Annotated in this window: 20 protein-coding genes and 1 pseudogene; 13 read left to right on the top strand and 8 right to left on the bottom strand. The window is 59.7% G+C overall.

Features of this window, described 5'->3' with window-relative positions; translation table 11 throughout:
- Positions 1 to 348: pseudogene (locus NKI64_RS11185) on the top strand (transposase); the annotation flags it as partial.
- A gap of 150 nt (positions 349 to 498) precedes the next feature.
- Here the strand turns inward: NKI64_RS11185 and NKI64_RS11180 are convergent.
- The 8 genes from NKI64_RS11180 to NKI64_RS11145 form a co-directional block, all read right to left on the bottom strand.
- Positions 499 to 1,447 (bottom strand): IS630 family transposase gene (locus NKI64_RS11180; RefSeq protein WP_352667957.1). Its coding sequence is split into 2 segments (ribosomal slippage): positions 499 to 1,110 and positions 1,112 to 1,447, totalling 948 coding nucleotides; the frame shifts between segments, so codons are not numbered across the junction.
- 254 nt (positions 1,448 to 1,701) lie between these two features.
- On the bottom strand, positions 1,702 to 2,193 hold the full coding sequence (locus tag NKI64_RS11175; protein ID WP_352667955.1) for a hypothetical protein: 492 nt from the start codon (positions 2,191 to 2,193) through the stop codon (positions 1,702 to 1,704).
- A complete protein-coding gene (locus NKI64_RS11170) occupies positions 2,193 to 2,786 on the bottom strand; it encodes an AAA family ATPase (RefSeq protein ID WP_352667953.1) in 594 nt (197 codons plus the stop codon). Before NKI64_RS11170 ends, NKI64_RS11175 begins: the two co-directional genes overlap by 1 nt.
- Positions 2,783 to 3,343, bottom strand: coding sequence for a 3'-5' exonuclease (locus tag NKI64_RS11165; RefSeq protein ID WP_352654564.1), 561 nt, complete (start codon positions 3,341 to 3,343; stop codon positions 2,783 to 2,785). Before NKI64_RS11165 ends, NKI64_RS11170 begins: the two co-directional genes overlap by 4 nt.
- Positions 3,344 to 3,363: 20 nt before the next feature.
- The gene (locus NKI64_RS11160) at positions 3,364 to 4,473 is read right to left on the bottom strand and encodes a radical SAM protein (protein ID WP_352667951.1); all 1,110 of its coding nucleotides are present in this window, start codon (positions 4,471 to 4,473) and stop codon (positions 3,364 to 3,366) included.
- 1,748 nt (positions 4,474 to 6,221) lie between these two features.
- Positions 6,222 to 7,508 carry a DUF6035 family protein gene (locus NKI64_RS11155; RefSeq protein ID WP_352667947.1) on the bottom strand — a complete coding sequence of 429 codons (1,287 nt, stop codon included), beginning with the start codon at positions 7,506 to 7,508 and terminating at the stop codon, positions 6,222 to 6,224.
- Positions 7,505 to 9,226: an ATP-binding protein gene (locus NKI64_RS11150; RefSeq protein ID WP_352667945.1), complete on the bottom strand. Its 1,722-nt coding sequence runs from the start codon at positions 9,224 to 9,226 to the stop codon at positions 7,505 to 7,507. The genes NKI64_RS11155 and NKI64_RS11150 overlap by 4 nt, the downstream gene beginning before the upstream one ends.
- Positions 9,227 to 9,228: 2 nt before the next feature.
- A complete protein-coding gene (locus NKI64_RS11145) occupies positions 9,229 to 10,503 on the bottom strand; it encodes an SIR2 family protein (RefSeq protein ID WP_352654496.1) in 1,275 nt (424 codons plus the stop codon).
- A 329-nt stretch (positions 10,504 to 10,832) separates the two neighbouring features.
- Between NKI64_RS11145 and NKI64_RS11140 the strand changes: the two genes are divergently transcribed.
- The 12 genes from NKI64_RS11140 to trbG all read left to right on the top strand — a co-directional run bounded on the left by NKI64_RS11140 (position 10,833) and on the right by trbG (position 23,741).
- Positions 10,833 to 11,915: a nucleoid-associated protein gene (locus NKI64_RS11140; RefSeq protein WP_352667943.1), complete on the top strand. Its 1,083-nt coding sequence runs from the start codon at positions 10,833 to 10,835 to the stop codon at positions 11,913 to 11,915.
- Positions 11,912 to 12,898 carry a GTP pyrophosphokinase gene (locus NKI64_RS11135; RefSeq protein ID WP_352667941.1) on the top strand — a complete coding sequence of 329 codons (987 nt, stop codon included), beginning with the start codon at positions 11,912 to 11,914 and terminating at the stop codon, positions 12,896 to 12,898. The genes NKI64_RS11140 and NKI64_RS11135 overlap by 4 nt, the downstream gene beginning before the upstream one ends.
- A 449-nt stretch (positions 12,899 to 13,347) precedes the next feature.
- A complete protein-coding gene (locus tag NKI64_RS11130) occupies positions 13,348 to 15,378 on the top strand; it encodes a conjugal transfer protein TraG (protein WP_023669257.1) in 2,031 nt (676 codons plus the stop codon).
- A gap of 117 nt (positions 15,379 to 15,495) precedes the next feature.
- Positions 15,496 to 15,909, top strand: coding sequence for a CopG family transcriptional regulator (locus tag NKI64_RS11125; protein ID WP_023669258.1), 414 nt, complete (start codon positions 15,496 to 15,498; stop codon positions 15,907 to 15,909).
- Positions 15,906 to 16,874: a P-type conjugative transfer ATPase TrbB gene (gene trbB, locus NKI64_RS11120; RefSeq protein ID WP_352667938.1), complete on the top strand. Its 969-nt coding sequence runs from the start codon at positions 15,906 to 15,908 to the stop codon at positions 16,872 to 16,874. The genes NKI64_RS11125 and trbB overlap by 4 nt, the downstream gene beginning before the upstream one ends.
- Positions 16,875 to 16,885: 11 nt before the next feature.
- A complete protein-coding gene (locus tag NKI64_RS11115; RefSeq protein WP_023669260.1) occupies positions 16,886 to 17,194 on the top strand; it encodes a TrbC/VirB2 family type IV secretion system protein in 309 nt (102 codons plus the stop codon).
- Positions 17,194 to 17,466, top strand: coding sequence for a VirB3 family type IV secretion system protein (locus tag NKI64_RS11110; protein ID WP_023689361.1), 273 nt, complete (start codon positions 17,194 to 17,196; stop codon positions 17,464 to 17,466). Before NKI64_RS11115 ends, NKI64_RS11110 begins: the two co-directional genes overlap by 1 nt.
- Positions 17,460 to 19,910 carry a conjugal transfer protein TrbE gene (gene trbE / locus NKI64_RS11105; protein WP_352667936.1) on the top strand — a complete coding sequence of 817 codons (2,451 nt, stop codon included), beginning with the start codon at positions 17,460 to 17,462 and terminating at the stop codon, positions 19,908 to 19,910. The genes NKI64_RS11110 and trbE overlap by 7 nt, the downstream gene beginning before the upstream one ends.
- Positions 19,907 to 20,632, top strand: a complete 726-nt coding sequence (trbJ, locus tag NKI64_RS11100; protein WP_352667934.1) for a P-type conjugative transfer protein TrbJ — start codon at positions 19,907 to 19,909, stop codon at positions 20,630 to 20,632. The genes trbE and trbJ overlap by 4 nt, the downstream gene beginning before the upstream one ends.
- 36 nt (positions 20,633 to 20,668) lie before the next feature.
- Positions 20,669 to 21,991 (top strand): P-type conjugative transfer protein TrbL, encoded by a 1,323-nt coding sequence (gene trbL / locus NKI64_RS11095; RefSeq protein ID WP_352667932.1) that lies wholly within the window; start codon positions 20,669 to 20,671, stop codon positions 21,989 to 21,991.
- Positions 21,992 to 22,723, top strand: coding sequence for a conjugal transfer protein TrbF (gene trbF, locus NKI64_RS11090; RefSeq protein ID WP_023724108.1), 732 nt, complete (start codon positions 21,992 to 21,994; stop codon positions 22,721 to 22,723).
- On the top strand, positions 22,713 to 23,741 hold the full coding sequence (gene trbG / locus NKI64_RS11085) for a P-type conjugative transfer protein TrbG (RefSeq protein ID WP_352667930.1): 1,029 nt from the start codon (positions 22,713 to 22,715) through the stop codon (positions 23,739 to 23,741). The genes trbF and trbG overlap by 11 nt, the downstream gene beginning before the upstream one ends.
- The last annotated feature ends 4 nt before the right edge of the window (positions 23,742 to 23,745 follow it).

The raw sequence follows: 23,745 nt of genomic DNA, 5'->3' as shown, positions 1-23,745 counted from the left end.
TCGCAGAGGCCAGGGCTGATCTTGCCGCATGGCTTGCCAAATGGTCGGCACGCTATCCGCGCCTGACAGGCTGGGCCGAGGATGCCATCGAACAAACCCTGACTTTCTTCCGGCTGCCGCGTCAGCATCACAAGCACCTCAAGTCCACCAACATGCTGGAGCGGCTCAACGAGGAAATCCGCCGGCGCACCTATGTCGTGCGCATCTTCCCCAATACCGAAAGCTGCCTGCGCCTGGTCAGGGCCCTTGGCCGTCGAGATCAATGAAAACTAGATGAAGGCCAACCGATACATCAACATGGACGACCTGCGCGAGCACAAAAAGCTCGCTCTGCGCCAAGCCGCATGACCAGCATCATGGCCGCCCCATTTTGCAGAACTTGACGCACACAACCCTAGAGCATGCGGATGGCCGACTGACATGCAAAGATCTCCATGAGTCGCCGGGCGGATTGCACAAGAGGATGATGCCTACTCGCTCAGTTGCTCCTAGAGCGTTTCAGATTTTGACAGAAGCGTATCCAGCGTTTGCGAAGTAGTTTCTGCATTCATTGGGTTGGATGGTTGATACGAGGTGGCCGATGTGTCGCCAGGTGTCGTCGATGGTTCGCTTCTGGGCGGCTCGCATCCAGTGTTTGATCTTGGCGAAGGCTTGCTCGATTGGGTTGAGGTCGGGCGAGTATGGCGGCAGATACCAAAGCCTGGCGCCTGCGGCGCGGATCATCTGCCGGATGGCGGCCGACTTGTGGGAGCCAAGATTATCTATGACGACGATGTCGCCGGGCTGGAGCACTGGCACGAGCTGCTGCTCGACATAGGCCCGGAAGCTGTCGCCGTTGATCGGTCCATCGAAGACGCAAGGGGCAGCAAGACGGTCGAGCCGCAGGGCGCCGAGGAAGGTCAGCGTGCGCCAGTGGCCGTGCGGAGCAAAGCCGCGCAGGCGTTTGCCGCATGGTCCCCAGCCGCGCAGCGGTGCCATGTTGGTCTTGATCCAGGTTTCGTCGATGAACACCAGCCGTTCCGGATCGAGACCCGCCTGCCAGGAACGCCAGCGTTGTCGTCGGCGGGCAACATCGGCGCGAGCTTGCTCAAGTGCGAATAGCGTTTTTTTTGAACCGCAATCCTTCGCGCCGCAGGAAATGCCATACCGTTTCGTGCGAGACCTTCACACCGCGCGCCGCAAGTTCGTCCTTCAGCCCATGCAGCGACAGATGCGACGTCTGGTTGATCCGTTCCACGATGAACGCCCGGTGCGGCTCCAGAACACGCTTGCGGTGGCCGCCCATCTTACCCGGTGCCACAGACCCATTCGCCCGATAGCGCTGCGACCACTTCACCGCCGACGAAACCGCCACGCCAAAACGAGCCGCCACCGAGCGGCAGCTCTCGCCAGCCTCGATCGCGCCAACAACACGCTCACGTAGATCGTTCGAAAGGGGAGCCGTCATCTGATGCTGGCCTCCGATCCAGCCAGCATCTTGAATCACAAAACCACTCTCACGGGAATCCCGCAGATTCAGTCAAAATCTGAACTGCTCTAGACCTGCCGGTCGCGAGCGGCAGTCCGGATGCGCGGCGTGTCGATCCCGAACGCCTCGTCGTGTGCGCGGGCGATGTTGAAAGGCAAACAGCTCAGCTGGATGTCCTAGAACCGCTAATGCCTTGGCGCTACTCCGAGGCTCATGAATCTTAAGGCTGTGAGCTACTCCGCGGCCAGCTCTCGGCGGCGCTTCTCAGCCAGGAGGCTGCCGATAGTGGCGCCCTTGGCTCCACCAACCTTCCTTGCATCCTCTAGCATACGGCGCATACCAGAAAATTTCTCTGGCTGACTGCGGCGCGTTTGTGTGTGTTCTTGCAGCCAGGCTTCAACCTCTTCGGGCGAAGCAACATTTATTGCCTTAGGTTCATATCGCAGTTTGCCGTCTGGTCCGCGGCTTTTGACGACAATGGTCTGCCAGATGCCGGAGTAGCCACCGAAAAGCTCGCTCTGACCTGGCTCCCGGACACGCCGGCGGGCAACTTCGTTTACAATCTTGGTCAACGCGATGGTTTCGAGTTCTGACTGTGCGGTTGAAATGATCGCAGCATAATCTTTTCGCAGCGCTTCGATCAAAGTTTTTGTGCTGATATCACCGCCTTTGGCGGCGGACTTGATAATCGTGACTATGGTTGTTCGAACCTTCAACAAGGACATCAACAACCTCCTTTGCTGAAATTGCCAACAGCCTTTTCGACGGCACCAGCCACCACCTCGTCGACATTTTTTGATGTCATGCGAATGGCTTGGGGCCGGACCTGATCGATCACAGCCGTTACATGCTGGCCTGCGGCTAATCGAAAGATCGCGTTTGTGTCGCGCTCTGGACCAAGTGGAATGGCATGGTCCAACTCGGTGATGATTAGCAGATCGTACCGTCTGGCATGGGCAGCGACAATTGTCTGCAATTCTGAAAGTCGTTCCCGACTGATCCTGCGGGATGAAACCTCCAGAGCCGCCGTGAGGTAGCCCAAGGCGTCCGGCACCGGACGATCGACCAGTACGACGTCGCTCGAAAGCAACGCCTCGGCCTCCTGCCGCATCCCTTCGGCGATGATCCACAACGTGCTTTCATATGTGTGATCGCTAAGGATAGGAAGGCCTGCATCGCGTGCCTTGGTAGCGAGATCACCGATCTGGCCTACGCTCAAGCCGCGACCTTCGAGTGTTTCGGCTACTCTGGAGACAAAAGTAGATTTGCCGGTTGAATGTGTCCCAGCGATTCCGATCATGAAGGGAGGCTTTTTCACAACAGCACCCCTTGGCGTTTGTTGAGAATATCGGCCTCCATTAAAGCCGTCATTCTTGAGTTGGCAGGAATGCTTGAGACAAGTTCGATGAACAGAAGCGCGGTGGCCACGGTATCGAAGGCTGCCGAGTGATGGCGTCCTCCGGTAAGTCGCTCCGCTTCTTCCGAAATGTTCAGAGCCTGACTGAGATTCTCGAGCCCATAGGATGTCATCCCTGGACGAGTGGCCTTCGCCAACCGAAGCGTGTCGATTGCCATTGAAGGCTTCCAGTCGGGAATCGATCTGGAAATGGTTTCGAGCTCCACGCGAACGTTGTGGCCAATGATTCTCTGTCCATCCGTCCAAGTCATTATCTCGCCGGCGATATCGTCAATCGAAGGCGCCTCAGCAACGTCGTCTTGCGTAATGCCGTGGATCCGCGTTGCAGCGGGTGCTATTGGTCCATTCGGTTGCACGCGCCATTCCCACCGCCGCGCACCGATTTTGAGCTCGCTGATTGGCGTGATGGCAAGCTCAACGATTTCAGGTGGAGTGGCTCCGCTCCCTTCGACATCCATCACGAAAAAAGTCTCGTGCTCTATTCCCATCCGACTTCCGCTCTGCCGTGTCTGCCATGGTGATGCGGCTGCGCTCGATCATGGACCTGATAATTCAGTGCATGCTGCATAAAGTACCGCTGCTGCTCCTGGCTACCGAGAACTTCGATGTTCCGTTCGCTGATGCGAATATCGGAAGTGTCCAAACCGACAGAGGCCGCAAGGGCTGTGACAGTTTCGGGATCTGGCCTCGCGTGATGCCGTGCGCATATCGCCAATTGTCGGGCCGGACAAATATCGCAAACTTCGCGAATCCCGAAATGGCCATTATAGTCCGCGATACCATGGGCGAACGCGACTGCACACGAGGTCTTTCGGAACAAGGGCCGCGTCCCGAACGCGGCGATTATTTTCAGCTCCAGTTCTCGCGGTAAGATCTTGCGGCGTGCAATGGTGTCATACATTTCGGGCACGCCTGCGGCCTCAAAGTGGGCCTTTATCTGTGCCCTATAGAAAAGGCCGGTGAAGGCGGTGGCATCTGCCATTTCGGCTAGCTCATTTGCGCGGCGCAGATGCCGATCGGTATCGTTGAGTCCCGCTATCAACGGTCTCCAATAGAGGACCGACTTAGTCCGTCTTTTATGGCTGGCGAGAGTGGACAATGATTGCTCTGCGATTGCGCTGTCAACGGGTTCTATGCGCTGGTCATCAATACCGGACCAAGTGATCAGCACAGTAACGCGCAGATTGGATAGACGTTCAAGTCGAGCGACATCGTCCGATCCGATATGCCAACGCGTGATTACTAGCATTGGGTTCGACAGCCCCTTGGCATCCAACGCCTCGAGGCAGGCGAAGAGGTGGTCTTTGACGCCGGGCAGAAAGGGGTCGGTCGCTCTGTTGAATATCTGAAGCGGCGTGGTGTTGGCCCGAAAGGCCCAGTGGGTCACCAAGGTTTCGACGGCATTGTCGTCCGACATAACCAAGTGGGGTTTTTTCATGTCATAATTGTCGAATAGATGGCGCACGCAATAGCCGCAGTCGAGAGGGCATCCTACAACGTGATTCAGGCTCAAACCTGATTTTCTGTAGTCGACGACATCCCTCAAGACTGCCGACAAATTTTTGCCGGCCATACGAAGTTCAACCAATCACCCCTCCCCCGAAATGTCGACGAATCCGCCGAATAGAGAGAGCGTAGCTTGGTCTGTCATCGGAAAGCAACATTCCGCTCGCACTAAGAGCAGCAATGTCTAGCATGGAGTGAGTACTTACGGCCTTTTCGGTCCTTTCCCTACCGTCCGTGAGTTAAGGTGCCCGCTGCGAGGAGAACTGGCGAAGACGTGCAGGCCGATGTCCAGGTTGGGGGCCATGGGAAAGCCAGCACCTGAGATCAGATCAACGCTGGCCCTGCCTGCCTAAGAGAGGTGGTTGGGCGCTACCGGAGAATCCCAGTCATCGAGCACCCGCACGAGCTGCCTCGATTGATAAAGGGCGAAGCATGTCAGTGCGGACCACTGCAGCGGCTACCGCCGCGGAGCCGAACGGTTGCCTATGGGAAGATTGTCGCGTTAACCGAATCCTGATCGGTTACCGATAAGGCCAAACTTCCATCTGTGAACTTTTTTGCAGGGCGCCGCATGGTGCGCGCTCTATGCCACGACAGTCTTGCTGCGCCATGTCATGGCACAGCATGACCTGTGAATAGTAGGATAGTTTGTAGCCTCGGCGTTTACTTTGTCACATCAGCTTGCCACCAAGGAGATGCGTGAATGTCAAGGGGCGATGCCAAGCAGCGCGGGCAGTGAAAAAGGTTCGCGGCAACCTCAACCCCGGTAGACGACTGGTCGCAATGCAAGCAAAACCAGATGTCGCTTACCCCATGACCTACGGGGTGCTCGGCACGTCCGGCGCCGTCTGGTACGGTTGATCGACGCGGCCAGTCTGAGGCGATTCGCGCGTGAACCAGCCTGCGCCAACCCGAAGCTATTTCGAGCGCGGCCTTTCGGAAGTTTGTGTCGTCAATCGGGTTCGCTTTGAGCCTCCGATCTGTTACTCGAAAACGAGCAGGAGCTAAGGGAGCCTCGGGTAAGGTCACCTCCCAACCTCGTCCCCACATGCGGACATCGTCCGACTGCGTGCTCACCCGATAGCTGTGCCCTTGCAGTTCGCCCTCGAACTTATCAGGGCCAAGCACGCTCCAAGGATCAGTATCTATGGAAATCAGGGGATTTTCGGCAAGCACCAGCGCTCGAGCGATAGCCAGATCCGCCTCAGACGGGCGCCATCCCTTCCTTTCTGCATTTGTCAGGGCGTTCCAATGTGGGTAGCCCAATGCGTCCGCAATCAGTTCCAACGCGCCTATGTGTTTTATTCGCCCAGCGCGGGCAATGTTTCGCGCAGCGGTCTTCAGTTGTTTCAGTTGATCGCAATTGCTCATGATCCATTCCTATCGTGGTAACGGATCCAACATGTGCCCACTGCTGACAGACCCGTCCCGGGAGGGAATGGTTGGTTTGATCTCAGCGACAGCGCACTGCTAGGCTTTGCATGGTGGGCACACTGGCCTGTGCGGGAGGCCGTCACCAAATTGCCTTCAGCCACAAAAAACGTCAAGTCATTTACCGAAGCTTGGAACCGTTGCCGCCGAATGAGCCAGGGCTGCCTTGCGTTACATACTCGGCATGGCGTCAATTGTTAAAGGGCCCGAAAGCAGGCGTTCGGGGCAACGCCAGTCGAACTGTGACAAGGGTCGTCACCGAATCTCAGACGAATGAGATGGCCGTTCGATCGGCATCATCGAGACTTCGAACTCTCTGACACTCCCATGATCAGCGTCTCGTCGCTGAACCACTGCGCCAGGAGATTGCGGCCCTCCCGTCACCATCTGCGCAGCTTGCTATTTCTTCGGGGCGATGGCGCTTTTCGGGAAAAGCTCCGGAAATAGCATCAAGGCGATACGGCCAGTGACCGTCTCTGGTCCATCCTGAAGCTCCTGCTCGGCTTTGGCAAACTTCTCCCTCACACTCGTTCGCTCCAGCAATTCTCCCTCGCCCGTGGAGACGACCACTTTTCGCATAACTCTGGCAAAGCCGTGCCGGCGCGAGCCCGCCAGAAATGTGTTGATCACCTCCACCAGATTGTGCTGTCTCGAACCGATGGGCAGTTTGAGGACGAAGGAGAGCACGCAATTGAGGAAGGATTCGAAATCTGCCTCGCTCAATGCGGTGCCATTGACGCCCTCGAGATTTAATTTTCCGGCCAGCTCATCGAGCAAGTGGATACGATCCGGATAACGCGTGCCGTTCTCTGATGTGGCAGCCAGCCATCGTGACCGGAAATCTTCGTGCCAGGGCGGACGCGGCGCAACGGCGAACGGCAGTCCCGTTGCGGGCCAGGTTAATTCCGTAAGTCGAATCACCTTCGACTCCCACCCGGCTCCGCCTTCCCAAAAGGCACGCACGCGTGCCCCTCCGTCCGCCATTGAGGCGGCTAGAACTTCCTCGTCGAACGAAAAGAGGTTCTTGTTGTGGGAGTAGAATATATCCTCGAAGGCCGTGAGCATCCGGGATCGTTCCACCGGCAGGAAGTTCCATGTAAGCCAAATCAGGTGCCGGCCTTCGCGCTCGTAAAAGTTCTCCCGCGCGTCGATAATCGGCATCTGCGTCGTCGCCAGTTGCACTTCGACAGCGATAGGCTTACCGGCGTATATGGCGCGAATGTCGGGGCGACGGCGCCCGTCTCCCGTGACGAGATATTCGTCGATCACCACCGAACCCACTTCCGTAAGCGGATCGGCCTTCATCAGCTCTGCGATCGTGTTCTTGATCTTCAGGTGAAGCGGGCTTTCCTGCGCACCTTGGAACTGGCTCGCATTCACCTCGTCAAGGGATGAAGGATCGCCCGTCCACCAAGGACAATCTCTCGGCGCCCCTTTCCTATGACGCCAATAGGGCAGGCGTGTTCGCGGCTCCCGCGGAGCATAGACCGCATAGCCGCAATTCTCGCAAACGAAGACATTTGTCTTCTCGTTGCGCGCGCGCGTCGCGGTCCTGCGTATCTCATGATAGCGGTCGGGGTCGGCGGCTATCAGCTCATCGGAGGAGATTGTCTGCATGGTGCGAAGATCGACGACCCTCTTTAACGTCCGCTGATAGCGCGCCACAAGCTTCCCGTGACCGTTCATACCAAAAGCTCATCCTCGCTCGCGGGGTCGGCAGGTTTCGCTTTGCGCTCTTTCCAGAACTTGTTGTAGTCGGGTCCCCTCGAATCTGGTGGAATGCGGGGCTCGTGAATCTGGATCGGCATAGGGGCAGGCAGGTCAGGTCCTACAATGATGGCCTCGCCAGGAGCGAGCGTCGGGATAAACATGGCGGCGTTCTTGTCTAGATCGCCGCAGGACCGTTCGACAGCCTGCCGATCCTCATCGTTGGTCAGGCGATGCACGATCAGCGTTCCGAGCTGACTTAAGACATCGTGCGGAATGTCCCTCGGGCGCTGTGTCGCCATGATCGATGTCAGCCCGTATTTACGGCCTTCCTTGGCGATAATGCCAAAAGATTCCAGCCGCACGCTTGCGTACTCATCTCCTACGGTCCGCCCGAGGAACTGATGCGCTTCATCGAGCGCCACGATGACGGGCCGCGTTCGGAACGATCCCTTTCTCGCTTCGCCGAGAAGATACCGGCCGATGACGTTGAGAAGGATTTCTCGGGTGTTGTGCTCGAAATGTACGGAGCGGAAGGAGATGCGGATAATGTCATCCGCATCGTTCTCAAAAAAGTCGGTAAGAACTTTCACCAGCGATTGGCCTGCCGTGCCGAAGAGGCAGGATAACTGATGCGTGGTGATCAGCGTTCTGATGCGGGCCACAAGCGTCTCGCAATGCGCAACCGAACTGTCCGGACCACCCCAGTTGTCGGTATTGTTCCCCGTTGACCAGACGCATTCCGCCGTAACCTGTTCGGCGAGACTTGTTATCCGGAAGTCGCAGAACGGCGAATTTATCGCGTCCCGGTGCGCGTCGAGCGCATTGAAAAATGGAGCGCGGGGTCGATTGGTCTTTTCAACCGTCCCCCGCGTGCTGAAAACTACGCCTTCCGGCGCGATTCCCCCGCACACCCGCAAAAGCTTCAGGCTTCGCATAGCCTCCCTGAGTTTGGGGCCTTGCGATTGTCCAGACGGACGGAAGAGGGCAAACAAATCCTCTTCCGTCGTCTGCGTGTAGGGAAAATGAACCGGCTGGGTGCCTTCTTCATCGTTGAAAGCATAGTGCTTCGTGACGGACGGCAAGCTTGCGAATTCTCCCGTCGGATCAAAGAGAATGCACTTTCCGCCGGCTGCCTTGATCTGATCGAGGATGGCGGCAATTGTCCAGCTCTTGCCGCCGCCCGTGGCCCCGAAGACGCCGCAATGCCGTCCGAACAGTTTTTCGGGCGGCAATTTCAGATGGATGCCGCCGCCGGCGCTTAGCAAGCCAAGATCGATCGACAACTGATCGCTTCCCGAAAGCGAGTTAGCGGCGAGGTCACCGAACAATTTTGGTTGCGCGAGATAAACGGCATCGCCAATGCGAGGATGCGCTCGTAAGCCGCGAACAAGCTTCTGGTTTTTCTGATCGACAGATGCGAGCAGTTGAATTCGACCGACGGGATGAGGTTCCGGCGGGCTTCCCATCGCGGGTTCCACGCTCAGCCGCTCATTGTCCGGGAGCTTGACTTCGATGATGCGCCCCAGAAGCTTGATGCTCTCGCAGTCGATGAAAACGAAGTCACCGACAGCGCCTCGCGCGAGCGCGCGTCGTTCCGGGCGGGCCGTCGCCTGCGGAAGATTGGCCTGTGCAATCGAGGCACCCACAACGGTAATGGTTCCGACATAGCCATCGGGATCGACAAGGCTTTGCATGATCACGACCCGGCCGGGTTATTCAGGATCTTGAGGCGCTCCATATGCCGCTCTCGCTCGGTCTGAGCAACGAGATCGGGGAGGGCTTGCGCGAGATCGTCAAAGCGGCCGTTCAGAAGTGAGAGCCTTTGATCACCTATGTCGACGAGGCGCTTGAAAGTTCCAAAAGACGCGCTCGCACCGGGACGTGCGAGTGTATCGGCCGGTAGGATATGCGCTTTGGTCTCGAGCTCGCCGTCGGCGATGTATGCAAGGTCGCAGACGATGACGCGCAGGCTCATATTTGCCTCCACAGCGGCAAGTATGGGCTTGGTTATATGATCGTCATTGAACCCGAAACCGGAGATGATGACGGCCGTATCGGGCTCTCGCAAAGCGCTTTGCAAGGCTCCCATCATATCAAGAAAAGGCGTTTCGAACGCCTCCTGGTATTTGCTGTCGCGTGGGTAGATCAACGCCGCCGGGCCGTCGTCATCGCTTCTGGAGCGGACAAGCTCCGCACCTTTGCGCCGCCAATCTATGGAGCCGTGCAATTTGTGAAGGTGGAAAACATTTTCGATGTAATCCGGGCTATCCCTGCCGGCATCTCGCCTGACGATGTCGTGGACGAAATGACCACGATCATAGACCTGTGGCAAAGAGTGGGAGAAGCCGTCGATCATCGTAAAACGGAGCGCGCGAGCGGCGTACTCGAAGGCTAGATCATAGTTGGTCGTGAATATGCGGGTGCGCGGCTTGCGCACGCCCCGCCGGGCGATTTTTCGGATGATCGCTTGATGGGCGCTCAGGTCGGTGGCCTCGTCAACGAAATCGACGCTCAGGGCGATCGTCTTTTCTGCAAGCCCGATAAATTCGGCAACGTCTTTCGCTTTTTCCACGCCGAAGAGTTCGAGATAAATTTTGCAGTGGGATAGAAATTTCTCAATATTCTTCGCTGCAACCACCGCCTTGGCATTCGGCATAAGAGCGGCGATCTTGTTGACCGTCTCCTGCGTTGCCGCTGTGACGACCCCGTCCCACAGATTGAGCATGCTTGGGGCTTGCTTTGCGCCCTGGGCTGCATTCCTCGCGCAAAAAGACGATCCGGCACCGGTGAGCAGAACAAGGTTCGATGCGTTCAGGGCAGAGGTAAGCAGATCCTCGATAGCGCGGCTGCTGCCGCGATCTACAACTTCCCCCTTGTCGCTCTTCACGTCGTCATGCGAGCGCCAGCCTTCGCCGCGCGCGTAAAGACGGATGTTGCTGGCGGCTGCCAGCTTTGTTTTCCAGTAGCTCATGGTTCCTCCCACAGACAAACCATACAAGCATCGCCGTCGTAGGAGAACCAATTTCCCCGCGTTGTTTTCTTCGGAACAATCTCGCCCTGGCTTCTGCGAAAGCAGCCGGCAACGTTGCCGCATCGACGAAATACATTAGCGTTTACTTAATCAAGAAGACTCGCTTTTCCTGTCCCATTTTATGATCCCTTGAACGAATGGCGGCCGTGTAGCGGCCGCCCTTCGTACCCCTCCTACGTCGGCGACCCTTGTGTTCATGCTTTGATCTGATATCCTTCCTTAACCCGCTCAGAATAATATTCTTCAATATCTTCGAAGGGGATCGAGTTTTGCTTGTAGAGAATCTTTCTATCGGCCGAGTCGTTATGCATGAGGTATTCCAGAGGAAAGACGGGCCCAATGTAGTGCCGCCATCCTACGGCAAGGATCTCGAAGTACTGGATGCCAAGGCTCTCAGCCATTTTGGGATGCGTATCACTGACGCGCTCTCCGCACAGTCCAAGAGCATAGAGATGCAGATAGTGAAGACCGATGGCGCGAGCGTGGTTGGGACTGCTCGACGTCTTGTTCTCGCAACCGACACCGACTTCCCCAGCGTCTCCAATCACATGGCCGATGCCCTCGCTGACGCACAGAAATCACGAGGGATTCCCGGTGGAATGCTTCTAGTCTTCGATGGGAAAGTCGGTGGCGACGGAAAGCCCTTCTTAGGGGTGATTAAAGCGGAGATGCAGTCCGGCTTTCAACGCCGACTGGCTGCGGCAAAAATTGTGACCGAATTCCTCGAGAACATCTTCCTGACGCCAGCCACGAGACTTTACAAGCTTGCTCTGTTCATCTCTGAAGATGCCGCTGTCGCGGCGAGCACAAATTGGCGATGCTTCGTATTTGACAGCAATATCACCGCCGCCCGCCGAGAGAACGCGGCCGTATATTTCTACGACGGCTTTCTTGGCTGCGCCTTTCCTGAGAGCGGGAAATACGAAACCGCGAAGTTCTTCGACCTCACGAAGGAATTCGTTCGCACCTTGGTAAATGACCGAGATCTCCGAAGGGACCTGGGAGACGCGCTGTTCGCCTTCGTCAAGGTAGATCAGGCACCCACGTTCACCTCGCAACAGTTCGGCGACACGTATCTGCCACCCGAATTGCGCGACCCGTTTAACAAGTTCCTCGAAGCCAAGAAATTGCCGACCAATAGAGCCGTGGTTCGGGACATCAGCGAGATGGGTGGAAGGTTGCGGCGCCGGAAGTACAAGTTCGGTCCAGACATCGAGTTCTCTGCGTCCCCGGACGCGATACGGAATGGCACCGTGACATTCGAGGATGTGCCGGCAGGCGATGTTTCCCAAGGCGAGGCTGCAAGCTGGACCAGGATCACGGTCCGCAGGCCAGTCACCGAACAGCTATGACGACCGAGTTCGAGATCCTGCGGCGCTGGGAGGCGGAGCAGCAATACTACGATGCCTGGGGCAGGTTCATCATCCACGCGGTCATCGATGGGCTCTCGACCCAGGTGAAAGCGCCGGACCTGTTCTTGCGCCTTCCGGTTAAGCATAGGCTGAAGGAGAGCAAGTCGCTTATCCAGAAGGCTCTCTATCGCGGCAAGGGCTATGCAAGTCCGTATGACGACATCGAGGACAAGGTGGGCATCCGCTTCGTCGTGCTCACTTCCGACGAAATACCCATCGTCGAGAAGGCGATCACCGAATCCGGCGACAGATACTGGTTCTGGGAAAAGGCCCGGGACTTCGCTGAGGAGCGAGCTCGCAAGCCTTGGGAGTTCGGGTACCAGTCGGTCCACTACGTGGTTCGGGCAAAAGCGGGGGTCGTCTTCGAGGGCGTCCCTATGCCGCTGGACATTCCGTGCGAGATCCAGGTCCGCACGCTGCTGCAGCATGCCTTCAGCGAAGTCACCCACGACACAATCTACAAACCAAGCGTCAAATCGACCCCTGAGATGATGCGGGCTGCGGCAAAGGCGATGGCGTTAATCGAAGCGACTGACGACTACTTCCGCCAAGTCGGCAACCTCATCGACGCATCGGTCAAGAGCGTCAAGGCACTGATCGACGCCTTGTCCGTGTACTACGGAGACAAGGTGGGCATGGACGCGACTGTCACCACTCTCGACGGTGAGTTGATCGAAGCGTACCTCCCACTGGCCGGCGAGAGCTCAATTGAAGACATCCTCCTATGGCTGAACACCAAGGATTTCATCATGGAGCGCATCAAGGGCCGGCGACAGGACCAGACCCTGTTCGCCTTGCCCTCGATCTTGTTGCTCTATTTCGTGGTGGGCAATTTTCCGAGCATCGCCACCTCGCCGGGTTTATTTACCGATGAGGAACTCGGGCCGATATACTCCGACCTTGGGTTGGCCCTTCCGCTGTAGGCCAGAAGGCAGTCCAAGGCGTCGAAGCTCAAGTCCAAACGAGGTTGCCTTGCGAAAAAACGTTGCTCAGCCCGGGAATCTGCGCTGGGGCAGCGGCTGATCAGCGCGCGTTCGAGAGACGCGACTGAAGGAGTTGTGTCGACAGAAGTTCGCCAAGCGTGACGTCGACGGGCGGCCACTATCTTGGTTCTCGAATTTGACGGCGAGTAACGCAATGAGGTCGCTCCAGAACGGCAGCTTATCGCAAATCCTAGCCGAAGCCCGCTAGGCCGGTAACGGCCCAAAACAAGTCGTTCGCTCGTCGCCTTCGCGATGACACTTCTTGGCGCCCAATCTTCCAAGCCTGCAACGTTCACTGCATCGCACGGGCGCGTATATTGGGTATCTTCGATTTTCTGAAACGCCACGCCATGCTGCTTCCGTTTAACAATACCTCGGAGGCTGCGCCCATGACACCGACGAAGCTCCTTGTCGGCCAGATCGTAGTTGTGTTCGCCATCGTCATCGTTGGCGTATGGGCGGCAACGCAATGGTGCGCCCACATGCTGGACTATCAGCCGCAGCTTGGCGCGCCATGGTTTGCCGCGGCGGCCCGGCCGATCTACAAGCCGTGGAAACTGTTCGAATGGTGGTTTCACTTCGACGCCTATGCGCCTGAGGTCTTCGACAAGGCCGGCATGCTTGCCGGAGCCAGCGGATTCTTGGGGTGTGCGGCCGCAATAGCTGGCTCCCTCTGGCGCGCGCGGCAGAGGGGGTTGGTCACCACCTACGGTTCCTCACGATGGGCCGCGGCTCGGGAAATCGAGAAGGCAGGCCTGTTTGAGCCGGCCGGCGTTTTCCTTGGCAAACTGAAGGATCACTATCTGCGACATGACGGGCCGGAACATGTCATGGCCTTTGCGCCGACACGTTCGGGCAAGGGCGTGGGATTGGTCGTTCCAACGCTTCTTTCCTGGACCGGCTCGGCCGTCATTCACGACATCAAAGGCGAGAACTGGCAGCTGACTTCCGGCTGGCGGTCGAAGTTCTCTTTCTGCCTCCTGTTCAATCCGACCGACTCGAGATCGGCGCGCTATAACCCGCTGCTGGAAGTGCGCAGGGGTTCAGATGAGGTCCGCGACGTTCAGAACATCGCGGACATTCTCGTCGATCCGGAAGGCGCGCTGGAGCGGCGGAATCATTGGGAGAAGACTAGTCATTCACTCTTGGTCGGGGCCATCTTGCACGTGCTCTACGCGGAAGAAGAAAAGACGCTCGCGCGCGTCGCCACTTTCCTGTCGGATCCGCAACGCTCGTTTGCCGCGACACTGCTGCGGATGATGACCACCAACCACCTCGGCACGGCGGACACACCTCGGGTCCATCCCGTCGTGGCCTCGGCGGCTCGCGAGGTGCTGAACAAGTCAGAGAACGAGCGTTCTGGCGTTCTCTCGACCGCAATGTCGTTTCTCGGGCTCTATCGTGATCCGACGGTTGCCTCGGCAACATCGGCCTGCGACTGGCGCATTGCCGACCTCATGGATGCGGAACGACCGATGTCGCTCTATCTAGTGGTGCCGCCATCGGATATTTCGCGCACCAAGCCACTGGTGCGACTGGTGCTCAATCAGATCGGCAGGCGACTGACGGAGCGGCTGGAAGGTGACCCGAAGAAAAGCCGCAAGTACCAACTGCTCATGATGCTGGACGAATTTCCGGCTCTTGGTCGCCTCGACTTCTTCGAGACCGCGCTCGCCTTCATGGCGGGTTACGGCATCCGCGCCTATCTGATCGCGCAATCCTTGAACCAGATCTCCAAAGCCTATGGCGAGAACAACGCCATTCTCGACAATTGCCATGTGCGCATTGCCTTTTCCTCCAACGACGAGCGCACGGCCAAACGCATATCGGATGCGCTCGGTACGGCGACGGAACTCAGGTCCATGCGCAACTACGCCGGCCACCGGCTGGCGCCCTGGCTTTCGCACGTCATGGTCAGTCGCCAGGAGACCGCTCGCCCGCTGCTGACGCCTGGCGAAGTGATGCAGTTGCCGCAAGCTGACGAATTAATCCTTGTTTCCGGGTTGCCGCCGATCCGCGCCCAGAAGTTGCGCTATTACCAGGATCCGAATTTCACCGAACGGGTGCTGCCGGCGCCGGTGTTGCGCGACGGTCTGTACGCGGACTGTCCTGCGTCGCGCCCCGACGATTGGAGCGGACAAGTCCGCAGTGTTGACCGCCGTCTCGCTGCCGATGACGAACACGCCGGCGCGGCAATCGAAGAAGGGAGCGGCGTGCAACAGCAGCGTCATCCCGGCCTGCCTGAAGACCACGTCGTCGTCTCTCGGGAGCCTGATCAGGATGACCTCTTCAATCTGTCGGACGATGACGCCGAGGCACTCGCAGACAAGCGCGTCATGGACCGGGTTTCTACCGCGGCGAGCGCCTACGGCCTCAACGAGGGAAGGGGCGACGACAAGGACATCATCCCCGGCTTCTGAACGCTTTCCGCAACTGAGGCGTATCTCGGCGTAGATAACGCCCATAAGCGATTTTGCGGATCTCGGCGATGTTCGTTCGCACCGGCGCATCAGCGCCGGCCAGTCGGAACGAGAAGTATGAAGCCCCGTCGCATTCGCCACCAGTTTCTGCTCGAACCCGAATTGAGCGAGAAGCTGGAAACCCTCAGCCGCAACCCGTCGACCACGAAATCGGCAATCGTCGCGAAAGCGGTCGAGGCCTTCATCGAACGGCGTGGTGAAAACGAGCTCGACCAGCGCTACGGCAAGCGGCTGGACCGTCTTTCCCGCGATCTCGACCATGTCAGGCGCGACGCCGAAATAACTCTGGAGAGCCTGGCGCTCTTAATCCGCTTTTCAATCACGCTTCATGCGCACACGCCAATTCCGGATCGGGCGACACAGGCGATCGCCCAAGAGCGCTTCGACAAATTCGTCGAGCAGGTCGGTCGCCAGATAGCCTCCGGGAAGCGCTCGCTTGGTTACGGCAATGGCAACGGAGGCGAAGGATGAACTCTCATCCCGCAGCGGACCACCGCCGCCGAGCCATGCTGCGCACAGCCATGGGCGCCGCGATCACCGAGGCCCTTGCCGATCCGACCGTCATCGAGGTGATGGTCAACCCCGACGGCGCGCTGAGGCTCGACCGGTTGGGAGAAGGCCGGGTCGATACGGGCGTGCATATGCATCCTGCCGAGGCGGAACGCATCATCCGGCTCGTCGCCTCCCATGTACGCGCCGAGGCGCATGCAGATAGTCCGATTGTCAGTGCCGAATTGCCATCAGGCGAGCGCTTCGAGGGTCTGCTACCGCCGGTCGTGCTGGCGCCATGCTTCGCCATCCGCAAACCGGCGGCAAAACTCTACACGCTGGCCAACTACGTCGCCGATCGCGTCATGCTCCCGCTGCAGGCTGATGCCCTGAGGAAGGCAGTGCGCGAGCGGCGCAACATCCTGGTCGCCGGCGGCACATCGTCGGGCAAAACGACTTTTACCAATGCTCTACTGGCAGAAGTCGCCGAATGCGATGAGCGGGTGATCCTGATTGAGGACACCCGCGAGCTGCAATGCGCGGCCAAGGACTGCGTTGCCATGAGGACGAAGCGGGGCTCCATCACACTCGCCGATCTCGTACGCTCGACCTTACGGCTGAGGCCCGACCGCATCATCGTCGGCGAAGTCAGAGGCGCGGAAGCGCTCGATATGCTGAAGGCATGGAACACCGGACATCCCGGCGGCATTGCCACGGTTCACGCCAATTCGGCACGCTCCGCACTCTATCGTATTGAGCAGCTCGCCCAGGAAGCCGTTGTCACCGTTCCCCGCCGGCTGATCGCCGATGCCGTCGACTTGGTCATCTTTATTGCCGGAAGAGGACCCGCGCGCCGCGTTGACGCGATCGCCGAGGTCACGGGTCTCGACGGCAGCGGCGATTACGCCGTCACCCCGCTCACACTTCCGCAACTCCAGCAGCTCTGAAAGGTCACCTCATGCGCAAGAAGCTTCGCTTTCTTTCGTTCGCCGCCGTCGCGCTTCTTCTCACGGCCCAGGCCCACGCTGCCGGCTCCGGCATGCCGTGGGAACAGCCGCTGCAGCAGATTCTGGAATCGGTGCAGGGGCCGGTCGCCAAGATCCTCGCGGTGATCATCATCATCACCACCGGTCTGACCCTTGCCTTCGGCGACACGGCGGGCGGTTTCCGCCGGCTGATCCAGATCGTCTTCGGCCTGTCGATCGCCTTCGCGGCCTCGAGCTTCTTTCTTTCCTTCTTCTCCTTTGGCGGCGGGGCAGTCGTCTGATGAGCACCGGAGAGCAGCATATCGAAGGCTTCGAGGTTCTGGTCCATCGGGCGCTCACCGAGCCGATCCTGCTCGGCGGCGCGCCGCGGGCGGTGGCGATCCTCAATGGCACGGTGGCCGCGGCCATCGGCCTAGGCCTGCAGCAGTGGATTGCGGGTCTGATCCTCTGGATCGCCGGCCACACGCTCGCGGTCTTTGCCGCACGGCGTGATCCGGATTTTGCCAGCGTGCTTGTCCGTCATCTTCGTCAAAAGGGCTGGCTTGCATGCTGAAGCTTTCCGAATACCGCGGCAAAGCCGACCGGCTTGCCGACCATCTGCCCTGGGCAGCACTCGTCGCGCCCGGCATCGTGCTCAACAAGGATGGCAGCTTCCAACGGACATTGCGGTTTCGTGGCCCCGACCTTGAAAGCGCGACGGAGGCCGAACTCATCGGCATATGCGCGCGGGCAAACAATGCGCTGAGAAGGCTCGGCTCTGGCTGGGCATTATTCTTCGAGGCCGAGCGCATCGAAGCGCTGGGCTATGCGAGCTCGGCCCTTCCCGATGCTGCCTCATGGCTGATCGATGAGGAACGGCGCGCGGCCTTCGAGGGCAAGGTCGCGCATTTCGAGAGCATCTATCATCTGACCTTGGTCTTCATGCCTGGGCCCGATGGCCAAGCGCGCGCGGAAAGTGCTCTCGTCGACTCGCATGACTTGGGAGGGGAAAGAGACTGGCGCCAGGAGCTTGCCCGGTTCCGAGACGAGACTGACCGCGTTCTCGGTCTTCTTTCGGGCTTCGTGCCCGAGGTGCGCGCGCTCGACGATGCCGAGAGCCTGACGTACCTGCACGGCACGATCTCGACACGCCGTCATCCGGTTGCCGTGCCGGAAACACCAATGTATCTCGACGGCGTCCTGGTTGACGCGCCGCTGACCGGCGGCCTAGAGCCGATGCTGGGCGAGCAGCATCTGCGCACGCTCACAGTTCTCGGCTTTCCGAACGTCACCCGGCCAGGAATCCTTGATGCGCTCAATAACCAGGATTTCGCCTATCGCTGGGTGACGCGCTTCATTCCACTCGACAAGGCGGAAGCCACGAAGACGCTGACTCGGCTCCGCCGGCAGTGGTTTGCCAAGCGCAAATCGATCGCGGCTATTCTGCGCGAGGTGGTGACCAACGAACCGGTGCCTCTCGTCGACAGCGACGCCGACAACAAGGCGCTCGATGCCGATGCAGCACTGCAGGCATTGGGCGGCGATCATGTCGGCTTCGGCTATCTCACCACAACGGTGACGGTGTGGGATCAGAACCGTAAAGCCGCCGCGGAAAAGCTTCGCGCCGTCGAGCGGATCGTCAACGGGCTCGGCTTCACCACCATTCGCGAAAGCATCAATGCCGTCGAAGCGTGGCTTGGTTCATTGCCGGGTCATGTCTACGCCAACGTTCGCCAGCCGCTCGTTCACACGCTTAACCTTGCCCATCTCGTGCCGCTGTCGTCCGTGTGGGCAGGTCCAGCGGAGAACGAGCACCTTGCCGAGGTCACCGGCGATTACGCTCCGCCGCTTCTTTTCGCCGAAACCAGCGGCTCGACGCCGTTTCGGCTTTCGACCCATATCGGCGATGTCGGCCACATGCTGATTGTCGGGCCGACCGGTGCCGGCAAGTCGGTTCTGCTTGCCCTGATCGCTTTGCAGTTCCGGCGCTACGCTGGCGCGCAAATCTATGTCTTCGACAAAGGCAATTCGGCCCGCGCCGCCGCGCTTGCCATGGGCGGCGACCACCATGCGTTGGGTGCGAATGGTGCGCTTGGTTTCCAGCCGCTGCGCCACATCGACGACCCGGCCACACAGAGCTGGGCGGCCGAATGGATCGCCGGCCTCATTGCCCACGAGAATGTCACAGTCACCCCGGAGGTGAAGGAGGCAATCTGGTCGGCGCTCACCAGCCTCGCCACCGCGCCGGCGCAGGAACGCACGCTGACTGGCCTGTCGGTCCTGCTTCAGTCCAATGCGCTCAAATCGGCATTGATGCCCTACACGCTCGACGGACCATTCGGCCGCCTGCTCGATGCCGATGACGACCGGCTGGCCATCTCGGATGTGCAGTGTTTCGAGACCCAGGAGCTGATGCACAGCCAAGGCGCTGTGCTGCCTGTGCTCACCTATCTGTTCCATCGTCTTGAGGACCGGTTTGACGGGCGGCCGACGCTGCTCATGCTCGATGAGGCCTGGGTCTATCTCGACAACCCGCTCTTTGCCGCCCGCATCCGCGAATGGCTTAAGGTGCTGCGTAAGAAAAATGTCTCCGTCATCTTCGCGACGCAGTCGCTTGCCGACATCGCCGGCTCTTCTATCGCACCCGCAATCATCGAGAGCTGCCCGCAGCGCATTTTTCTCCCCAATGATCGTGCGGTGGAGCCGCAGGCACGGGCAGCCTATGAGCGCTTCGGTCTTAATGAGCGACAGATCGAATTGGTCGCCCGCGCCACGCCGAAGCGCCACTACTATCTGCAGTCGCGCCGCGGCAATCGCCTCTTCGAGCTCGGGCTAGGCCCGATCGCTCTTGCGCTTTGCGGCGCCTCCGACCCGGCCGCGCAGACCCTGATCGACAATATTCTTTCCGAAGAAGGGCAGGGCAGCTTTGCCGCCCGTTTCTTCAGTGCGCGCGGCCTGGATTGGGCTGCCGAGCTTCTCCAGCAATTTCCTCAACCTAACAAGGAGCAATCGTCATGATCGGACGCCGCCTTTTTACTAGCCTGGTCACCGTTTCCCTGATTGCCAAACCGATGGCTGACTACGTCCAGCCGGCCTATGCGCTCATCGTGTTTGACCCGTCCAACTATACGCAGAATGTGCTGTCGGCAGCACGCGCATTGGAGCAGATCAACAACCAAATCCAGTCGCTTCAGAACCAGGCGACCATGCTGCAGAACATGGCGCGCAACCTTCAGCGCCTGGATTTCTCTTCCGTGGGCCAGCTTACCGGCTCGCTCCAACGGATTGACGGTCTGATGACCCAGGCGAGCGGCCTGAGCTTCGATCTCGACAAGCTGCAGGACCAGTGGCGCCAGCAATATCCGGAAAGCTACGACGCCACCATCAAGGTCAGCGATGTGGCGAGCGCCGCGCGCGAGCGCTGGCAGAGCGCCATGCAGGCGTTCCGCCAGACCATGAGCGCGCAGTCGCAGATCGTCGAGAACGTGCAGGCCGATGGCGACCTGCTTACCGATCTCGTCAATCGCAGTCAGGGCGCGGCAGGTGCCCTCGAGGCAAGCCAGGCTACCAATCAGCTGATCGCGCTTTCGACCAAGCAGCAGATGCAGATCGAGACGCTGCTTGCGACCCAGTTCCGGGCCGAAGCCGAGGATGCGGCGCGCAAGGCGCAGTCTGAGGAAGCCGCTCGCGAGACGACGAAGCGTTTCCTGGGCACCGGCACGGCTTATCCCGGCAACTGAGCGGCAGTTCTTCAAGACAACGAGGAAGGCGGCGACATGAACGACCTCGGAGTCATCGATCGCTTCATGGAGACCTTTACCCGCTACATTGACAGTGGGTTCGGTCTGCTTTCGGGCGACGTCGCCTTTCTCACCACCATTCTGATCGGCATTGACATCACGCTCGCGGGCTTGGTCTGGGCGTTCGGCGGCGAGCCCAACATTCTCGGCCGGCTTGTTCGCAAAGTGCTCTATGTCGGCGCCTTCGCCTTCGTCCTGAACAATTTCAAGAACCTCGCCGACATAATTTACCGCTCCTTTGCCGGTCTCGGCATCAACGCATCGGCCGGCAACCTGTCCGCCGACAGTCTCCTGCGGCCAGGCCGCATTGCCGCGGCCGGCTTCGAGGGCGCCTGGCCGCTCCTCAATCAAGCGAGCCAGCTAGTAGGCTTCCCCGAGATCTTCGGTAACGCGCTCACCATCTTCGTGCTGCTTCTGGCCTGGTTCCTGGTCCTCATCGCCTTCTTCATTCTTTCCATCCAGCTCTTCATCACCATCCTCGAGTTCAAGCTCACCACGCTGGCCGGCTTCGTCCTGGTGCCCTTCGCGCTCTGGAACCGCTCGGCGTTTCTGGCCGAGCGCGTGCTCGGCAATGTGATTTCGTCGGGCATCAAGGTGATGGTGCTTGCCGTCATCGTCGGCATCGGCTCCACGCTCTTTGGCGAGTTCGCTTCCGCCCTGCAGGGCCAGGAGCCGGACCTGGCGGCGGCCATGTCTCAGGTACTGGGTGCGCTGGCGCTGCTTGGGCTCGGCATTTTCGGCCCCGGGATTGCCTCGGGTCTTGTTTCCGGCGCGCCGCAGCTTGGCGCCGGCGCGGCACTTGGAACAACGGCGGCCGCAGCTGGATCAACGCTCGTTGTCGGAGGCGCTGCGTTTGCCGGCGCGCGCATGGCAACAGGCGGCGGCCTCGCCGCAGTCCGTGCCGGCGCCGCCATGGGGTCCGCTGCCACCGTCGCTTGGCAGACGGGGCGCGCGACATCGCCCGAGTCCGGGCTGTCCGGGGTAGCTGCTGGGCTACATGGGGTTGCGAGTGCCGCTAGCGGCGCCGCGATGCGGGGAATGCGATCCGCAGCAGAACCATTCCGCCGTAGTGCCGACGCCGGTCGCGATGCCGGCTGGACCGCGACCGGCGGCATGCCGACCGCGTCAAAGACAGGAACCTCGCCCGCTGCAGCCTCTGACCCCGCGCCGGTCTGGGCAAGGCGTCTGCGTTCCGAACAGACCGCACGCGCCCATCGCAATGCTGCCACGCAGGCGGTGCGCGATGGAGATCGGGGCGGAAGCGGCGCCAATCCCTCCCTCAATGACAAGGAAGACTAGATGCTCTTCAAGCGACCCGTTCAGCGTTATGGAAAGACGCCCGAACCCGTAACACCCTACCAGAAGGCCAGCCAACTCTGGGATGAGCGCATCGGCACGGCGCGCGTCCAGGCCAAGAACTGGCGCTTCATGGCCTTTGGCTGCCTGGCTCTGACGACGGGGCTTTCCGGTGGGCTTCTGTGGCAGTCGATGCAGGGCCGCGTCGTGCCTTATGTCGTCGAGGTCGACCGCTTTGGCGAGGCGCACGCGGTCGCGCCGGCAGTCCAAAACTACCAGCCCGACGATGCCCAGATCGCCTGGCATCTCAGCCGCTTCATCCAGAATGTCCGTTCGGTTTCCACCGATGCGGTTCTGGTGCGGCAGAATTGGCTGTCGGCCTACGACTTTGCCACCGACCGAGCGGCGCTCTTCCTCAACGAATATGCCAAGGCGAACGACCCTTTCGGCCAAATCGGCACGCGCAGCGTGTCAGTGCAGGTGACCAGCGTGGTCAGGGCTTCCGACAGCTCGTTCCAGGTTAAATGGACCGAGCAGGTGTTCGAGCGCGGCAGCCTCGCCAGCACGACGCGCTGGATCGGGATCCTCACCATCCTCATCCGCCCGCCTAGGACAACCGAGCAGCTGCGCAAGAACCCGCTCGGCGTCTTCATCAACGCCATCGACTGGTCGCGCGAGCTCGACAGCGCCGCGCCAACCCCCGTTTCCCCTAAGGAGCCCGCCAATGACAAATAGAGCCCCATTGCTTCGTGCTGCCTTGATCCTGTCGGCGTCTGCTGCGGTTCTTTCGGCCTGTGCCTCGAAGCCAGTGCCGCCGCCTCAGATTTCCTATGACCACGAGGACTTCAAACCAGCCGCGATCGAGAAGGCGCCGGAGAAGCCGGTCAAGGTCGTGGAAGTGCCGAAACCGTTACCGTTGCCTGGTCAGTTGATGCCCGCACCCGGCAAGCCCGCCCCAGATAAGCGCTCGCCGGAAGAACAGGTCGCCGATGCCAACAAGGCGGCGACGCAACAACCCACCAAGTTTGGCTATGTCAATGCGGTGCAGGTTTACCCCTTTGCCGACGGCGCGCTCTACCAGCTCTACGCCGCGCCGGAGCGCGTCACCGATATCTCATTGCAGCGGGGCGAGAAGCTGACCTCGGTCTCAGCCGGCGATACGGTCCGTTGGGTGATCGGTGACACCGTTAGTGGCTCAGGCGATGACCAGCGCACTCATGTGCTGGTGAAGCCATTCGCGCCGGGGCTTGCCACCAATCTGGTCATCACGACGGACAGGCGATCCTATCACCTGCAACTTCAAAGCACTGAGAAAACTGCCATGGCGGCGCTCTCCTGGATTTACAGCGAAGACCAACTCGTGGCGCTTCGGCGGCGCAACGCTCAGGCCGAGGCTGAAATGCCCGCGGCCTCGAACATAGCACTCGAAAACATCCGCTTCCGGTATTCGATCGCCGGCGACACGCCACCGTGGAGACCGACGCGTGCCTTCGACGATGGCAGCAGGGTGTATATCGAATTTCCGAGCCGTATCGACCAAGGGGAGGCGCCGCCGCTCTTCATCGTCGGAGCCGACGGGGACAACCAGCTCGTCAACTATCGCATGCGCGGCAACTACTACATCGTCGATCGCCTCTTTGCTGCGGCCGAGCTGCGGCTTGGCACCAAGCAACAGCAGGTGGTGCGCATTACGAGAAGCGACGGTCGGCAACCGCCGCGGCGGGTTTGGCTGTTTTCGCGTTTTGGCAGGTGAGGGG

This window comes from Mesorhizobium sp. M0478, assembly GCF_040321305.1.
Classification (GTDB): domain Bacteria; phylum Pseudomonadota; class Alphaproteobacteria; order Rhizobiales; family Rhizobiaceae; genus Mesorhizobium.
The sequence above is the reverse complement of the archived record's forward strand: the minus strand, read 5'-3'. Positions and strand labels throughout refer to the sequence as shown.

Excerpts from the sequence above, each read along its gene's own strand:
- NKI64_RS11175 (WP_352667955.1), bottom strand. The coding sequence starts at position 2,193 with ATGTCCTTGTTGAAGGTTCGAACAACCATAGTCACGATTATCAAGTCC.
- NKI64_RS11165 (WP_352654564.1), bottom strand. The coding sequence starts at position 3,343 with ATGGATGTCGAAGGGAGCGGAGCCACTCCACCTGAAATCGTTGAGCTT.
- NKI64_RS11155 (WP_352667947.1), bottom strand. The coding sequence starts at position 7,508 with ATGAACGGTCACGGGAAGCTTGTGGCGCGCTATCAGCGGACGTTAAAG.
- NKI64_RS11150 (WP_352667945.1), bottom strand. The coding sequence starts at position 9,226 with ATGCAAAGCCTTGTCGATCCCGATGGCTATGTCGGAACCATTACCGTT.
- NKI64_RS11145 (WP_352654496.1), bottom strand. The coding sequence starts at position 10,503 with ATGAGCTACTGGAAAACAAAGCTGGCAGCCGCCAGCAACATCCGTCTT.
- NKI64_RS11135 (WP_352667941.1), top strand. The coding sequence starts at position 11,912 with ATGACGACCGAGTTCGAGATCCTGCGGCGCTGGGAGGCGGAGCAGCAA.
- NKI64_RS11130 (WP_023669257.1), top strand. The coding sequence starts at position 13,348 with ATGACACCGACGAAGCTCCTTGTCGGCCAGATCGTAGTTGTGTTCGCC.
- NKI64_RS11125 (WP_023669258.1), top strand. The coding sequence starts at position 15,496 with ATGAAGCCCCGTCGCATTCGCCACCAGTTTCTGCTCGAACCCGAATTG.
- trbB (WP_352667938.1), top strand. The coding sequence starts at position 15,906 with ATGAACTCTCATCCCGCAGCGGACCACCGCCGCCGAGCCATGCTGCGC.
- NKI64_RS11115 (WP_023669260.1), top strand. The coding sequence starts at position 16,886 with ATGCGCAAGAAGCTTCGCTTTCTTTCGTTCGCCGCCGTCGCGCTTCTT.
- NKI64_RS11110 (WP_023689361.1), top strand. The coding sequence starts at position 17,194 with ATGAGCACCGGAGAGCAGCATATCGAAGGCTTCGAGGTTCTGGTCCAT.
- trbE (WP_352667936.1), top strand. The coding sequence starts at position 17,460 with ATGCTGAAGCTTTCCGAATACCGCGGCAAAGCCGACCGGCTTGCCGAC.
- trbJ (WP_352667934.1), top strand. The coding sequence starts at position 19,907 with ATGATCGGACGCCGCCTTTTTACTAGCCTGGTCACCGTTTCCCTGATT.
- trbL (WP_352667932.1), top strand. The coding sequence starts at position 20,669 with ATGAACGACCTCGGAGTCATCGATCGCTTCATGGAGACCTTTACCCGC.
- trbF (WP_023724108.1), top strand. The coding sequence starts at position 21,992 with ATGCTCTTCAAGCGACCCGTTCAGCGTTATGGAAAGACGCCCGAACCC.
- trbG (WP_352667930.1), top strand. The coding sequence starts at position 22,713 with ATGACAAATAGAGCCCCATTGCTTCGTGCTGCCTTGATCCTGTCGGCG.